Genomic DNA, 14,892 nt, shown 5'->3' on the forward strand with positions numbered 1-14,892 from the left:
GAGTATTGAGTAGTGAGATGCCGTTCTGTTGGGCCGTTGGCGCCCTCAGAACGGCATCTCAATACTCAATACTTAAAAGAGTTTCTCGTTCTGCTGGTGGCGGGTGGCGTCGCGCTGGGTTTTCTTGGCCAGATTACTCGCAAGCGCCTCGGTCAGATTGACGCCGGTTTGGTTGGCCAGGCAGATGACGACGAACAGTACGTCGGCCAGCTCATCGGCCAGCATCTTGTCTTTGTCGGATTCCTTGAACGACTGCTCGCCGTACTGCCGGGCAATGATGCGGGCCACCTCCCCCACTTCCTCCGTGAGCATGGCCATGTTGGTCAGCTCGTTGAAATAGCGCACGCCGGTGGTCTGAATCCACTGGTCCACGGTTTTTTGGGCCTCGTCGATGGTCATTTTCAGTAGGGGGTAGGGGGTAGAAACGGGCTTCCTGGGGTTTGGAGTCAGGGTTAGCGGGTTCATTTTACAATCTCACTGCTGTCGAGGACGATGGTGACGGGGCCGTCGTTGAGCAGCTCCACCTGCATATCAGCCCCAAACTCGCCGGTGGCTACGGGCCGGCCCAGTAGTTCCTCCACGCGCTGCACGAACGCCTCGTAAAGCGGAACGGCCACGGGTGGTGGGGCGGCACCCACGTAGCTGGGGCGGTTGCCTTTGCGGGCGTCGGCCAGCAGCGTGAACTGACTCACCACCAGCACCTGCCCGCCCACGTCCTGCACCGAGCGGTTCATGCGGCCCTCCTCATCCCCGAAAATGCGCAGCTGCACCAGCTTGCGGGCCATCCGCTCGAGGATGCCCGCCTCATCTTCGGGCGCAAAACCAGCCAGTACCAGCAGGCCGGGCCCGATCTGGCCGGTTACCCGGCCTTCCACCGTGACCCGGGCGTGGCGGACGCGCTGCAGAACTAGTCGCATGAGAAGGGAGAAGGGAGAAGGGAGAAGGGAGAAGTGAGAAGTGAGAAGGGAAGAACGGAAAGGACGACGTCAGGGGACTGTCGGGAGCGGAATGAGGCCGATTTTCAGGTGGCCGGGGGCGCAAGTACGGGGGTATCGGGGGTAATCCGCAATATTCGGGGCGCAAAACCGGCGCCGGGGCCGGGTTTTCGTTCTGCTTTACTGTTTGCTCGTGTCCGATTCTGCTCTTTCCGCGCCGGTTAGCCGCCTCTGGCTCTGGGCAGCCCTGCTGCTGCTGGTGCCGGTGCGCCTGCACGGGCTGGCCGCGGCCGCCCTACCCGACTACGACTCGGTGCGCAACTGGCAGATTGTGCAGGAAGTGGCCGCGGGCAACCTCCTGCACCTGTTCCGCCACGGCAGTCCGGCCTTTATGCTGACCTACGCGCCAGTGGCCTGGCTGACGGCCGACTACCACGTTTTTCAGTACCTGAACGCCCTGGTCGCCGTGGCCGCCGTGGGGCTGCTGGCCAATTTTGTGGCCCGCGCCACCCGCCTGCCGGGCTGGTCGACCGCGCTGCTGGTGCTGCTGGTGGGCTCGGCCACCTTCCTCACTTTCTCGGGCCGCGACTTCACCATGAGCTCCTGGAGCCTGCTAAGCTTTGCCGGCCTGCTGCGGGCTTACTACCACCGGCTCCGGGAGCCGATGGCCACCCACCTGTACCGCGCCACCGGCTGGCTGGTGCTGGGCCTGTGCTTCAACTACAAGTTTATCCTTACGCTGCCCATATTGGCAGTGCTCGAATGGTGGCAGGCCGACGGGCTGCTGCTGCGCCACGGGCACTGGTGGCGGGTGGCCGGCCTGCTGCTACTGCCCTACCTGGTGCTGGGCCCGGTGGGGCTAGTGGTTGGGCTTCCCTGGTACGCCTGGCCGGGCATTTACTACAACGTGGCCTTTCCGGGCGCCGCCAACGCGGCCGGCCGCGCCACTACCATCCGCCCCGACTTCCTATATTATCTGCGTTACCTGCGCGATTTTGAGTCCTGGCTGGTGTGGGTGGGGCTGCTGGGGCCGTTGCTGCGGCTGCGGCAGCTGCGGCGCGGCCGGCCGCTGTCCCCGGAGCTGTACCTGGCGGTGTGGGGGTGGTGCCTGCTGGGAGGCATGTCGGTGCTGGTAAAGGCGCCGCGCGGCCTGCTCTGGGCCTACGGACTCTGGTACGCGCTGGGCCTGCTCAGCCTGCGGCGCCTGCCGGCTGCGGTGTTTATGGCGCTGCTGCTGGCGGCGCTGGCGGGTAACGCGTACCGGTTGCAACGCGAGATTTACGCCTATACGCCCACCCGCTACCCGGCCGTGGCCGCCTGGCTGCGCGCCCACAACGTCGGGCCGGTGGCCAGCACCGTAAGCTTAGGGTTGGCGCCGTTCCGACCCGCCACTGATACCGTGCGGGTGGTGATGCAGCCCCGCGAACTGGCCGTCCTGCGGCGCCGCGGCTACCGCTATGTGCTGCTCGATGGGTATTGGCGCACCACCCACGTGCCGGCCTTCGACTCCCTGCACCGCCTCCCGCTGCGGGCCGCCTGGCCTGAGCCGCTGCTTACCTCCCCCCTGCTGTTTCTGGAGCATTCCGAGTACACTGGCCTCTCGTACGAACAAACCCTGCGTCTGCAACAACAGGCCCGCCGCGACACCTTCCAGTTGCGCCTGCTGCCGCTCTGAACACGGCCGCCAGCCGCTGCCAACGTCCCGAAATCGAAGCGCGGATTTACCGCTTCACGCCCAGACTATCCAGACGGTGCTGGTAGCGACGGGCGTTGCGCAGGTGCTCGGCGTAGGTGACGGCGAAATCGGAGAAGCCGCTGCCGTCGGGGCGGGCGCAGAAGAACACGTAGTCATGGCGGGCGGGGCGCAGCACGGCGTCGAGGGTCTGGCGGTTGGCCGAGGTGATGGGGCCGGGCGGCAGGCCCTTGTGCTTGTAGGTGTTGTAGGGCGAATCCACCAGCTTGTCCTGGTTGAGCACCCGCTTCACCCCGAAGTTGCCGATGGCCCAGAGCAGGGTAGGGTCGGCCTGCAGGCGCATACCCTTGCGCAGGCGGTTGAGGTAGGCGCCGGCAATGAGGGGCTTATCGGTGGGCTGGGCCGTTTCGCGCTGCACGATGCTGGCCAGCACGTGCACCTGGGTGGGCGAGAGGCCCAGCGAATCGGCCCGGCGGCGGCGCTCCGGAGTCCAGAACCGCCGGTGGGTGGCCGCGGCCGAATCGAGCAGCTGCCGGGCCGAGGAGTCCCAGAGCAGGCGGTAGGGCCCGGGCAGAAACAGGGTGAGCACGGTGGTAGTATCTACCTGGTAGCGGCGGCGCAGCAGGGCGTTGTCGTTGAGCAGGCGGCGCAGGCTGACCGAGTCGGTTTCGAAGGCCGCCGCCAGCTGCCGGGCCAGCTGGGGCTTGTACTTGAAGGCGTTGAGCGTGAAAGCCACCGTATCCTGCTCGCCCCGACTCAGCATTTCCACCAGGGCCTGGTTGCCCAGCTCCGGCCGCAGCAGATAGCGGCCCGGCTTCACCTGCCGCGGATAGTCCTGCCAGTGGGCCACCCACTCAAACGTGCCCGGGCTCCGCAGCAGGTCGTATTGGCGCAGCGAATCCAGCACCGCCCCGTAATCAGCGCCCGTCGGGATATACAGGTAGGCCGGCCCGAAAGCGGAAGGCCGCACGTTGGGCCGCCACAGCAGCTGCCACGCCGCCCCCAGTCCCGCCAGTACGGCCACGCTCAGCATTATCAGAAACAGGAGCCAGAATTTGCGCAAAATAGTGATGGGGTGAGGAGGCGTAAGCGGTGAATGAGTGACTCGGTGAATGAGTGAGGCAGTAAGAAGTCGGAAACGGTACAGGAGTTGGGTGTAAAACAGAACATCATTCTGAGCGAAGGCGGAGCCGTAGTCAAAGAATCTTTACCGCTTCGTTGATTCTGTCGCCCAACGCCTGCACGCGAGATTCTTCGACTACGGCTCCGCCTTCGCTCAGGATGACGTTCGTTTTTTTCACTCATTCACCAACTCACCGCTTACGCCTCGTTCACTAAAGCCGCTACGGCGGCCTGGAGTTCCTGCTGGCGCTGGCGGCGCTCTACTTCCAGGGGCGCGGCGGCCCGCACCTCGCAGTCGGGGATGGTGCACCGCTCGCAGGTTTCGTTGACTTCCTTCACGATGATGGCCGCGTCGTCGAGGAAACGGACTTTCTGGCGCAGGTTTTCGTCGCAGAGCAGGCCCACGGTTACACTCACGGCGGGCTCGGTGGCGGTGCCAGCCCGGGCCAGGGTCAGGCAGAGGTACTCGTCGCCGTTGGGGTAGCGGGAGCGTTGCGCGCCCAGCGTGTACGACGGCGCGTCGGTGGGCGGCTGCTGGCGCAGCTCGGCAATCATGCGCAGTGAAATCCAGCGGCGGCAGTAGTGCTCGTGCAACTCGTTGCCGTGGGGGTTGTGCAGGCGCGAGAGGTGGAGCTCCTTGGTCAGCTTGTAGTCGGCCGAGCCGTTGGCCTGGTCGAAGCGCAGGAAAAACAGGCTCTGGATGCCGAAATGGCGGGGTAGCAGGTTGGTAATGCGCTGCATAAACATCTCCGGCGACACGTCGTAGCGCGTGAGCAAATCCAGCAGCAGGGCCGGCTCCCACTTTTTGGCGTTGAAGAAGCCTGTCAGGTCGCGCACCAGCATTTCCTCCTCCATCAGCAGGGCCCCGGCGAAGTAGGAGGCCTTGAAGTTGTTGAGCACTTCCTCGAAGGAGCGTACCGGGAAGGAGGCATTCACGTAGGGCCGGTCTTTGAGGCCGAGGTAGTTGAAGGCAATTTCCCGCCCCAGCACGAAGCCTTCCTGGGCCCCGGTCAGCTCCCGGCGCAGCAGCAGCCGCTTGGACTTTGGCTGAAACACCGACCGTAGCCGGCCCAAATGGGCGTATTCGTCGAGGCCGGCCCGGTCGAGGGAGTAGCCGTACTGCTCCACCAGCACCCGCTCCAGCTGGCCCCGGTCCAGGGGCGCGGCGGCGGGCAGGTTGTGCTCCACCGTGAAGGTGCGCACGTCCTGCTCCAGCTCCTCGAAATAGTTGTCGTGCATCTCCTGGAAGGAGCGCAGCGCGGCCAGGAAGAAGTGTTCCTGGCGCATTTCGTAGTTGCGGGCAATTTCGAAGAGCGTGCTGATGAAGGCGTTCATCTTGGCCGGCGCGTCGGCAATAAGCTCCACGATGCGCAGCGGGTCGAGCCCGAACATATCCAAGGGAAACTCCTTGAGCAGGTCCGACTGCAGCAGCTCCGAAATGGGCTCCAGCCGCCGGCTTAGCGTCAGCGACACCAGCTGGTCGTAGCTCACGCCCAGCACCTTGCTCAGGCTCAGGATCTTATCGGCCTTGGGGTACTTCTTGCCCTTCTCAATCTCGTTGAGGTAGGACACCGACACGTCGCAGGCCCGGGCCATTTCGGCGGGCGTGAAACCCCGCTCCTGCCGCAGCTCGCGCAGCTTCAACCCAAAAATTAACCGGACAACCTGGCCGTGACTCAGCATACTGTGAGGTGGTGAAATGGTGATATGGTGAAGTGGTGAAATGGTGAGTTTGACGTTGTTGCGGAAGCCTGACTGTACAAGTAGCGCAGGTAGGCCCCTTGAACATCAAACTCACCATTTCACCACCTCACCATATCACTACTATCCCCGCAAATCTACGTTTTTGAGCCTGTTCTAAAAAATTAGCGAATTTTCGCTTGAATTATAATATTCGCTAAACTACCTTTGAATCATTCCTTCCGGTAGTACCCTTTCCTTTCACGCCAAACCCTCCGCTGTATGTCGCCCTTCGCTGAGCCCCAAACCCTTACGCCGTCGTTCATCACGCCCGAGCGGGTGAAGGTGACGGGCGCCTACTCGCCCGAGTATGCCGAAATCCTGACGCCCTCGGCCCTGGCCTTCGTGGCCGAGCTGCACCGCCGCTTTGAGGCCACCCGCCGGGCCCTGCTCCAGCGCCGCGAGGAACGCCAGCAGCGCCTGCGGGCCGGCGAGCCCCTCGACTTCCTGCCCGAAACCCGCCTGCTGCGCGAAAAGCCCTGGACCGTGGCCCCGCTCCCCGAGGATTTGCTCGACCGGCGGGTGGAAATCACGGGGCCCGTGGAGCGCAAAATGATTATCAACGCCCTCAACTCGGGCGCCAAGGTGTTCATGGCCGACCTGGAGGACTCCAACTCCCCCACCTGGGACAACGTGGTGGAGGGCCAGCGCAACCTGCGCGACGCCGTGCGCCGCACCATTTCCGTGAGCACGCCCCAGAAGGAGTACAAGCTCAACGAGAAAACCGCCGTGCTCATGGTCCGGCCCCGGGGCTGGCACCTGCTCGAAAAGCACTTGCTCGTGGATGGCGAGCCGGTGAGCGGGGCCCTGTTCGACTTCGGGCTCTACTTCTTCCACAACGCTCACGAGCTCTGCGCCCGCGGCAGCGGCCCCTATTTCTACCTGCCCAAAATCGAGAGCCACCTGGAGGCCCGCCTCTGGAACGACGTGTTCGGGTTCGCGCAGTGGTCTTTGAAAATGCCCAAGTGCGTGATCAAAGCCACCGTGCTGATTGAGACCCTGCCGGCCGCCTTCGAGCTGAACGAGATTCTGTGGGAGCTGCGCGAGCACTCGGCCGGCCTCAATTGCGGGCGCTGGGACTACATCTTCAGCTACATCAAGCGCCTGGGCCTGGGGGCTGAATTCCGGTTGCCCGACCGCGCCGCCGTGACCATGACGGTGCCCTTCATGAGCGCCTACTCCCAGCTTGTGGTGCAAACCTGCCACCGCCGGGGCGTGCACGCCATGGGCGGCATGGCAGCCCAGATTCCCATCAAAAACGACCCCGAGGCCAACGAGCTGGCCCTGGAGAAAGTCCGCCAGGACAAGGTGCGCGAGGCCCGCAACGGCCACGACGGCACCTGGGTGGCCCACCCCGGCCTGGTGCCCATTGCGCTGGAGGTCTTCAACGAGCTCATGCCCCAGCCCAACCAGATCGACAACAAGCGCGACGACGTGCACGTGACGGCCCAGGACCTGGTGCGCGCCCCCGAGGGCGACATTACCGAGGCCGGCCTGCGCCTCAACATCGACGTGGCCATTCAGTACCTCGAATCGTGGCTGCGGGGCAACGGCTGCGTGCCGATTTACAACCTGATGGAGGACGCGGCCACCGCCGAAATCAGCCGGGCCCAGGTGTGGCAGTGGCTGCACACGCCCGGCACCCAGCTCGCCGACGGCCGACCCGTAACCGTGGACCTCTACCGCGCCCTGCTGCCCGATCAGCTCACCCGCATCCAGGCCCGCATCGGCGACGACCTCTACCACCAGGGCAAGTACCTGGAGGCCGCCCGCCTCTTCGACCGGCTGGTGATGAGCGAGCAGTTCATCGAGTTCCTCACCCTGCCCGCCTACGACCAGCTGGCGTAGCCACGGCTCCCAGGGCTGAAGCCCTGGGCTAATCAGCGCGTTGTTGACCTTTGCTTAGCCCAGGGCTTCAGCCCTGGGGCCTTGAGCATAGCCCTCCATCCTACTGCCTTTTTAAACCCGCACTCCGGAGCGGATAGCTACGCTTTTGCCTTCACCTTGCCTTCTCATTTCACCTTCCTTACCCCTACTTCCATGAACAAGCAGCAACGCATTACCGCCATTGAGCAGGACTGGGCCACGAATTCGCGCTGGAAAGGCGTCGTCCGCCCCTACACCGCCGAGGACGTACTGAAACTCCGCGGCTCCGTGACCATTGAGTACACCCTGGCCCGCAACGGGGCCGAGCGGTTGTGGCAGCTGTTGCTCTCCGAGGAGTACGTGGCCGGCCTCGGGGCCCTCACCGGCAACCAGGCCGTACAGGAAGTGCAGGCCGGCCTCAACGCCATTTACCTCTCCGGCTGGCAAGTAGCGGCCGACGCCAACAACTCGGGCCAGATGTACCCCGACCAGAGCCTCTACCCCGCCGACTCGGTGCCGGCCGTGGTGCGCCGCATCAACAACGCCCTGCTCCGCGCCGACCAGATTCAGAGCGTGGCCGGTGAGGGCGACGTGCACTGGCTGGTGCCCATCGTGGCCGATGCCGAGGCCGGGTTCGGGGGCAACCTGAACGCGTTTGAGCTCATGAAGATGATGATTGAGGCCGGGGCCGCCGGCGTCCACTTCGAAGACCAGCTGTCCTCGGCCAAGAAGTGCGGCCACCTCGGCGGCAAGGTGCTCGTGCCCACCCAGGAGGCCATCAACAAGCTGGTAGCCGCCCGCCTGGCCGCCGATGTCATGGGCGTGCCCACCCTGGTAGTAGCCCGCACCGACGCCGACGCCGCCGACCTGCTCACCTCCGACATCGACCCGCGCGACCAGCCCTTCGTGCTCCAGGAGGCCGAGCGCACCTCCGAGGGCTTCTTTCGCGTGCGTTGCGGCCTGGAGGCCGGCATTGCCCGCGGCCTGGCCTACGCCCCCTACGCCGACCTGATCTGGATGGAAACCTCCCACCCCGACCTGGAGCAGGCCCGCCAGTTCGCCGAAGCCATTCATGCCCAGTTCCCCGGCAAGCTGCTGGCCTACAACTGCTCGCCCTCCTTCAACTGGGCCGCCAAGCTGAGCGTGCAGGAAATGGAAACCTACCGCGAGGAGCTGGCCGCCATGGGCTACAAGTTCCAGTTCATCACGCTGGCCGGTTTCCACGCCCTCAACACCAGCATGTTCGAGCTGGCCTCGGCCTACCGCGAGCGGGGCATGGCCGGCTACTCCGAATTGCAGGAGCGCGAGTTTGCCCTCCAGAAGAAGGGTTTCAAGGCCGTCAAGCACCAGAGCTTCGTGGGCACCGGTTACTTCGACGCCGTGCAGGATGTGGTAACCGCCGGCCTAGGCAGCACCGGCGCCCTGGTCGGCAGCACCGAGGAAGCCCAGTTTAATCACTGATTTCCGCTGATTAAACACTGATTACGCTGATTTTATGTTCTGCCAAATCCAGTCAGTCAAAGAAAGAGCCGTTCCGAATGGGAACGGCTCTTTCTTTTAATGCTCAACGTCAGGAAATCAGCGGAATCAGTGATTGATCAGCGAAAATCAGTGATTTAGTGATTCAATGCGGCCGTCCCGGAACACCGGCACCAGGTTGTACTCGTCCTCCCGGATGCAGAAGGCCATGTCCTGGTGGGCTTCGAGGTGGTTGAGGCGGCGCACGTGGGCCGAGCGGAGCAGGTAGCCCGCCAGGTTGGGGGCGGCGGCGGCCCAGAGGTCGAGGGCGGCCAGGGTGGCGTCGGAGTGGGTGGTGTCGAAATCGGCCTGCAGACGGGCGGCCAGGGCCCCGCCGAAGAGGGTGTCTTCGAGGCAGAAATGGCCCTTCCAGCCGGCGCAGACCACCACCACGTCCTTGTTCAGGCGGCGCAGGTAATCGGCCACGGCCCCCAGGTTGAGGAAGGCTCCGACCACGATTCCATCGGCAGCGGCCGAGAGGTGCAGCGCCCGGGTGCCGTTGGTGGTGGTGATGGCCACCGCCCGGCCCTGCACCGGCACTACCCCATCGAGGTAGCCGAAGGGCGAGTTGCCCAGGTCCACGCCCTCGGCCTGGCGGCCGTCGCGCTCGGCGGCCGTCAGGTAGCCCTGGGCGGCCATAGCCCGGCACTCGGCCAGCTCGCTGAAGGGTACCAGGTGGGTCACGCCGGAGGCCAGCGCCGTTACGATGCTGGAGGTGGCCCGCAGCACGTCCACCACCACCGCCACCTTGCCCTTCAAATCGAAGAGCGGCAGCAGCTCGGGGGAGAAACAGATATCAAGCGTGGGCATATGCTTTAGTTATTAGTTGCTGGTTGTCAGTTGTTGGTTGCCAGTAACAGACCGGTCATCCTGAGCGAAGCGAAGGACCTTGTACCACCCAAACCAGATGGTGCAAGGTCCTTCGCTTCGCTCAGGATGACCGGTCTGTTACTGACAACTGACAACGAATAGCTGACAACTGCTTACGCCTCTTCCGTGCCGGGCACGAAGGGCAGCTTGACCACCGTGGCGGGCAGGTTCTTGCCACGCACCTGCACGAAAATGGCCGTACCGGGGGCGGCCAAGGCGGTTTGCACGTAGCCCAGGCCCACGCCCTTGCTCAGGCTCGGCGACTGGGTGCCGCTGGTTACTTCGCCAATCACCTCACCGGCCTCGCTCACCAGCGGGTAGTGGCTGCGCGGGATGCCGGGCCCGTCCATGAGGAAGCCCACGAGCTTGCGATCCACGCCGGCCGCTTTCTGGGCTTTCAGGCTCTCGGAGTTGGTGAAGTCCTTGGTGAATTTGGTAATCCAGCCCAGGCCGGCTTCCAGGGGCGAAGTCGCGTCGGTGATGTCGTTGCCGTAGAGGCAGTAGCCCATTTCCAGGCGCAGCGTGTCGCGGGCCCCGAGGCCGATGGGTTTCAGGCCGTAGGGCTGGCCGGCGTCCATCACGGCATCCCAGACCTGCTTGGCGTAGGCATTGGGCACGTACAGCTCGAAGCCGCCCGCCCCGGTGTAGCCGGTAGCCGAGATGATGACGTCGGGCGCCCCCGCGAAGGTGCCCTGCACGAAGGAATAGTAGGGAATGGCGCTCAGGTCGGCGGCGGTGAGGCTTTGCAGGGCGGCGGCGGCTTTGGGGCCCTGCACGGCCAACAGGCTCAGCTCGTCCGACACGTTCTGCATCTCGGCGCCCTCGGTGTTGAACTGCTGAATCCAGTTCCAGTCCTTCTCGATGTTGGAGGCGTTTACCACCAGCAGGTAGTCTTCCTCGGCCAGCATGTATACCAGCAAATCGTCCACAATGCCGCCGTCCTTATTCGGCAGGCAGCTGTACTGGGCTTTGCCGGGGGTGAGCTTGCTGGCGTCGTTGCTGCACACGCGCTGAATCAGGGGCAGGGCCTGGGGGCCGCGCAGCCGGAACTCGCCCATGTGCGAGACGTCGAACATGCCCACGGCCCGGCGCACGGTGTGGTGCTCTTCCAGATCGGAGGAGTAGCGCACGGGCATGTTGTAGCCGGCGAAGGGGACCATTTTGGCACCGAGCTGCTGGTGCACGTCGTTGAGGGGAACGGTTTTGAGCGTTTCGGACATGAAAGTGGGTGGTGGAAATAAGGAGGTGAAGCAAGGGGCCGCCGGCGCAATGCGGCCCGGAGGCCACCGGGTTGCGCCGGCGGACGAAAGTAGCCAATTATGGCCGGCTGATCCGGCCCCCGTTGGTTATCTTTGCCGAACTGCCTGCCCGATCCTCCGGCACCGAAGGCCGTTTCCACCCTTTCCCGGGACTTTCGCGCATGACCGACGACCTGAAGCAGGAATTTGATGCCGCCCGCATCAAGCACCTGCTCTTTAAATCCAAGCTCCGCTCCTTTCTCTACGGCAGCAACACCGAGCAGGGACCCATCCGGGATGCCGACCGCTGCACCATGGGCCAGTGGATCAACCAGCGCGTACTGACCGATTTTGCCTACCTGCCCGAAAGCCGGGAACTCGACCGCCTGCACCGCTTCATTCATGCCGAAGCCAACCGCCTCATGGACCTGCACCAGCGCGGCCGCCAGGACGAGGCCGTGAGCGGACTGGGGAAAATCAACGCCCTGGCCGACCAGATAGTGACCTTGTTGCGTACCATGGAAGACGCGCTGCGGGCCCGCTAAAGGGGCCGCGCCACCGCGGCGCCGTGGCGCGGCCCCTCCCGTCTGTCTATGAAGCTGAAACTCTCTACCAAACTTTTTGCCGGCTTTCTGGCCATTTCTACCCTGTTCGGGGCGGTGGTGCTCATCAATTACCAGCTTTCCCGGGCCGTACTGCGCAATTCCCAGCGCGTGGCGCGCTCCCAGCGCATTACGGGCGAGGCCACCACGCTGCTGCGCAACATCATCGACATGGAAACCGGCTTCCGGGGCTACCTGCTCATCGGCAACGAAGCCGTGCTGTCTCCTTACTACGAGGGCGAACGGAACCTGCTGGGCCGGTTTGCCCAGCTCCGCAACGCCCTCACCGAAGGCAGCCCCCAGCAGGCGCGCGTCATCCGGGGCCAGTACCTGTTCCAGCAGTGGGCCGCCTACTCTCACCTGCTCATCGGCGAGAAGCGCGAGGCCCTGCGCCGCAACCCCAACCAAACCGGCCTCGACGGCCTGGAGCACCGCAACCTCACTACCGACCTCACCGGCAAAGTGCTCATGGATCAGATCCGGATCCTGTTTGGGGTCTTTGATCGGGAGGAGGCCGAAATTCGCCTTAAGCAACGCCAGCGCCTGCAGGACAGCATCCGCGAAACCCGCATTCTGTCGGTGGGCATCACGCTGGCTACTATTCTGCTGGGCCTGCTCTACGCGGCTTACCTGGTGCGCCAGTTTTCCCAGCGCATCAGCGGCATGGTGGTGCAGGCCCAGCGCATTGCCGGCGGCGACTACTCGACCCAGATGCAGGATACGGCCAGCGACGAGCTGACCAAGCTCAGCGAGTCGCTCAACACCATGACCGACACCATCAACACCAACATCCGGCAGCTGGAGCGCCGCAATCAGGAGCTCGACCAGTTCGCCTACGTGGTGTCGCACGATCTGAAAGCGCCGCTGCGGGGCATCGAAACGGCTTCGCGCTGGATTGAGGAAGACATGGGCCAGAGCGTGCCCGCTCACATCAGGGAGTTTCTGGTGCTGATGCGGACCCGGGTGCGGCGCATGGAAAACCTCATTACCGGCATCCTCGACCTGGCCCGGGTCGGCCGCACGCCCCAGGCCGATGAGGCCGTGTTCGTGCGCCATCTGCTGCGCGAAATCATCGACTCCCTGGAGCTGCCCGCCGGCTTCGAGGTGGAGCTGCCCTTTTACCTGCCCACCCTTCAGACCAACCGCGTGCAGCTGCAGCAGGTGTTCACCAACCTAATCAGCAACGCCGCCAAGTACCACCACAACCCTGCTCACGGCCGCGTGCAGATCGGCTGCGCAGAAGGACCGAAATTCTACACCTTCTCGGTGGCCGATAACGGACCGGGCATCGCGCCCGAGTACCACGAGCGGATCTTCGTCATTTTCCAGACCCTGACCGAGCGCGACACGCTCGAAAGTACCGGCGTGGGCCTGGCCATCGTCAAGAAGTTGGTGGAACGCCAGGGCGGCACGATTCACGTTGAATCCACTGAGGGTCAGGGCGCCAGCTTCATCTTCACCTGGCCCAAGGAGTCGCGCCGCCGCCCCGATGATAAACCGGCTTTGCCCGCAAGTTCCGCCCTTACGCGCTGATTGTCGTATACCGAAAGTGCCCCCCCGGGGCCTTACCTACGTATTTTTCCTCCTATGGCTTCTGACACCGATCAACCCACCATTCTGCTCGTCGAAGACGACCAGCTCGATATTATGAACGTGCAGCGGGAGCTGCGCAAGAACAACGTGACGGTCCCGCTGGTAGTGGCCCGCAACGGCCGCGAGGCCCTGGACATGCTCCGGGGTGAAGCCGGCCAGGCCAAAATCGCGCACCCCAGCGTGGTCATGCTCGATCTGAACATGCCCCGCATGAACGGGCTGGAGCTGCTGGAAATTCTGCGCTCCGACCCCGAGTTCGTCAACCTGAACGTGTTCATCACCACCACCTCCGACCTGGAAACCGACCGCCTCAAAGCCCAGGACCTGGCCGTGAGCGGCTACATCATCAAGCCCCTGAGCTTCGACAGCTTCGGCGAGGGCGGCACCACCGTCGACGGCTTCAGCCTGTTCCTGGATTTATTAAAACTGAAGCAGTAAAGCGGTGAATGAGTAACCGGGCTGTCATTGCGAGGCGCAGCCGCAGCAATCCGTCCTTTACAAAGCTCAACCCCTTGACCTATTCCCCAAGCCCCTGACGGACACGCGTTAGGGGCTTGGCGTTTATTTAAGGCTTCACACTAAGTGAAGGACGGATTGCTTCGGCTCCGCCTCGCAATGACTTACCTGTTCCCTACTGCCCAACTCCCTATAGCAGCCGGAAGCCCAGGCGGTGGTGCTCGGTGGGGCCGTGCTCCCGGATGGCGGCGCGGTGCCGGGCCGTGGGGTAGCCCGCGTTCTGCTCCCAGCCATAGTGCGGATACTGGGCCGCCAGCTCCCGCATCCGGTCGTCGCGGAAGGTTTTGGCCAGCACCGAGGCCGCCGCAATGCTGCGGTAGAGGCCGTCGCCGCCCACGATACAGGTGTGGGGCAGGGTGGCGTGGGGCTTGAAGCGGTTGCCGTCCACGAGCAGGTGGGTGGGCTGGGGCCGGAGCTGCGCCACGGCCCGGTGCATGGCCAGGTAGCTGGCCTGGGCGATGTTGAAAGTGGTAATTTCCTGCGACGACGCCTCGCCCACGGCCCAGGCCAGGGCTTCCCGGCACACAACTTCGCGCACCAGTTCCCGGCGGCGGGCAGTCAGCTGCTTGGAGTCGTTGAGAAACCGGGGGGCGAAATCGGGGGGCAGCAGCACGGCGGCGGCGAAAACCGGGCCGGCCAGGCAGCCCCGCCCGGCTTCGTCGAGGCCGGCTTCCAGGGCTTCGCCCGTGTAGGTAGCAAGTAACATGCGGCAAACTTACGCAGGCCAGGCGGCCCGGACCGCAAAAAGCCTCCGCCGGTACGTAAGCGTAGCGGCGGAGGCTTTTTGAACGAGTGGCCAACGGAGGCCGGTGGTGATTTCAGTAGGGCACGCCGGCCGGGCGCGCAACGGCTAGTGGCTACCGGCCGTGGAGCCTTCGTTGGGGCCGGCCGATTCGCCCCGGCGGAAACCCTGCTTGTCGCGCGGCCCCTCATCGAGGGCCGCATCCTCTTCGGAGGTGGTGTAGACGTTGGTGGTGGGGCCCAGGCCGCCGGTTTTTTCCGACAGCGCCGCTTCGGCCTCGGCGTGCTTGAGGTTGAAGAGCGGGTCGCCCGGCGCGGGCTGGTTGTTCGGGTTTTTCGATTGGGTAGCCATAGCGTAAGCAGTACCGGCCGGAATGTGAACGGCTGGTCAGGCCCTGTTACGCGTACGTTTCCCCGGGGGTTGGTGCGCAACGCTTACAGGATTTGGGCGCCCCGTC

The 14,892-nt window shown here is 64.2% G+C and carries 14 protein-coding genes; 6 read left to right on the forward strand and 8 right to left on the reverse strand.

The window, feature by feature from the left end:
- Positions 1-72 precede the first annotated feature (72 nt).
- A complete protein-coding gene (locus KLP40_RS00545) occupies positions 73-399 on the reverse strand; it encodes a nucleotide pyrophosphohydrolase (protein WP_215591537.1) in 327 nt (108 codons plus the stop codon).
- Between the two features lie 62 nt (positions 400-461).
- Positions 462-917, reverse strand: coding sequence for a D-aminoacyl-tRNA deacylase (gene dtd / locus KLP40_RS00550; protein WP_215591538.1), 456 nt, complete (start codon positions 915-917; stop codon positions 462-464).
- 211 nt (positions 918-1,128) lie between these two features.
- Between dtd and KLP40_RS00555 the strand changes: the two genes are divergently transcribed.
- Positions 1,129-2,610 carry a hypothetical protein gene (locus KLP40_RS00555; protein WP_215591539.1) on the forward strand — a complete coding sequence of 494 codons (1,482 nt, stop codon included), beginning with the start codon at positions 1,129-1,131 and terminating at the stop codon, positions 2,608-2,610.
- Positions 2,611-2,656: 46 nt separating this feature from the next.
- Here the strand turns inward: KLP40_RS00555 and mltG are convergent, their stop codons facing one another.
- Both mltG and KLP40_RS00565 read right to left on the reverse strand, forming a co-directional pair.
- Entirely contained in the window at positions 2,657-3,691 is a 1,035-nt protein-coding gene (gene mltG, locus KLP40_RS00560; protein WP_215591540.1) for an endolytic transglycosylase MltG, read from the reverse strand.
- 257 nt (positions 3,692-3,948) lie between these two features.
- Complete coding sequence (locus KLP40_RS00565; protein ID WP_215591541.1) at positions 3,949-5,433, reverse strand: helix-turn-helix domain-containing protein; 1,485 nt, start codon at positions 5,431-5,433, stop codon at positions 3,949-3,951.
- A 279-nt stretch (positions 5,434-5,712) separates the two neighbouring features.
- Here KLP40_RS00565 and aceB point away from each other — a divergent pair, with 279 nt between their 5' ends.
- Both aceB and aceA read left to right on the forward strand, forming a co-directional pair.
- A complete protein-coding gene (gene aceB, locus KLP40_RS00570; protein ID WP_215591543.1) occupies positions 5,713-7,338 on the forward strand; it encodes a malate synthase A in 1,626 nt (541 codons plus the stop codon).
- A 192-nt stretch (positions 7,339-7,530) separates the two neighbouring features.
- Positions 7,531-8,817: an isocitrate lyase gene (gene aceA, locus KLP40_RS00575; RefSeq protein ID WP_215591544.1), complete on the forward strand. Its 1,287-nt coding sequence runs from the start codon at positions 7,531-7,533 to the stop codon at positions 8,815-8,817.
- A gap of 147 nt (positions 8,818-8,964) precedes the next feature.
- Here the strand turns inward: aceA and KLP40_RS00580 are convergent, their stop codons facing one another.
- Positions 8,965-9,684, reverse strand: coding sequence for a 2-phosphosulfolactate phosphatase (locus KLP40_RS00580; protein ID WP_215591545.1), 720 nt, complete (start codon positions 9,682-9,684; stop codon positions 8,965-8,967).
- Between the two features lie 173 nt (positions 9,685-9,857).
- Positions 9,858-10,964 (reverse strand): glycine cleavage system aminomethyltransferase GcvT, encoded by a 1,107-nt coding sequence (gcvT, locus tag KLP40_RS00585; protein WP_215591546.1) that lies wholly within the window; start codon positions 10,962-10,964, stop codon positions 9,858-9,860.
- Between the two features lie 200 nt (positions 10,965-11,164).
- Here gcvT and KLP40_RS00590 point away from each other — a divergent pair, with 200 nt between their 5' ends.
- From KLP40_RS00590 to KLP40_RS00600, 3 genes are read left to right on the forward strand one after another with little or no spacing between them, the layout of a single operon-like run.
- A complete protein-coding gene (locus KLP40_RS00590; RefSeq protein WP_215591548.1) occupies positions 11,165-11,527 on the forward strand; it encodes a CZB domain-containing protein in 363 nt (120 codons plus the stop codon).
- Between the two features lie 48 nt (positions 11,528-11,575).
- The gene (locus tag KLP40_RS00595) at positions 11,576-13,117 is read left to right on the forward strand and encodes a sensor histidine kinase (protein ID WP_246558567.1); all 1,542 of its coding nucleotides are present in this window, start codon (positions 11,576-11,578) and stop codon (positions 13,115-13,117) included.
- A 54-nt stretch (positions 13,118-13,171) separates the two neighbouring features.
- Positions 13,172-13,615, forward strand: a complete 444-nt coding sequence (locus KLP40_RS00600; protein WP_215591549.1) for a response regulator — start codon at positions 13,172-13,174, stop codon at positions 13,613-13,615.
- A 208-nt stretch (positions 13,616-13,823) separates the two neighbouring features.
- Here the strand turns inward: KLP40_RS00600 and KLP40_RS00605 are convergent, their stop codons facing one another.
- Together KLP40_RS00605 and KLP40_RS00610 are read right to left on the reverse strand one after the other, a co-directional pair.
- Entirely contained in the window at positions 13,824-14,399 is a 576-nt protein-coding gene (locus KLP40_RS00605) for a ribonuclease HII (RefSeq protein ID WP_215591550.1), read from the reverse strand.
- A 144-nt stretch (positions 14,400-14,543) separates the two neighbouring features.
- On the reverse strand, positions 14,544-14,786 hold the full coding sequence (locus tag KLP40_RS00610) for a hypothetical protein (RefSeq protein WP_215591551.1): 243 nt from the start codon (positions 14,784-14,786) through the stop codon (positions 14,544-14,546).
- Positions 14,787-14,892 lie beyond the last annotated feature (106 nt).

The sequence above is a fragment of the Hymenobacter piscis genome (genome assembly GCF_018760735.1).
In the GTDB taxonomy this organism is placed as follows: Bacteria; Bacteroidota; Bacteroidia; order Cytophagales; family Hymenobacteraceae; genus Hymenobacter; species Hymenobacter piscis.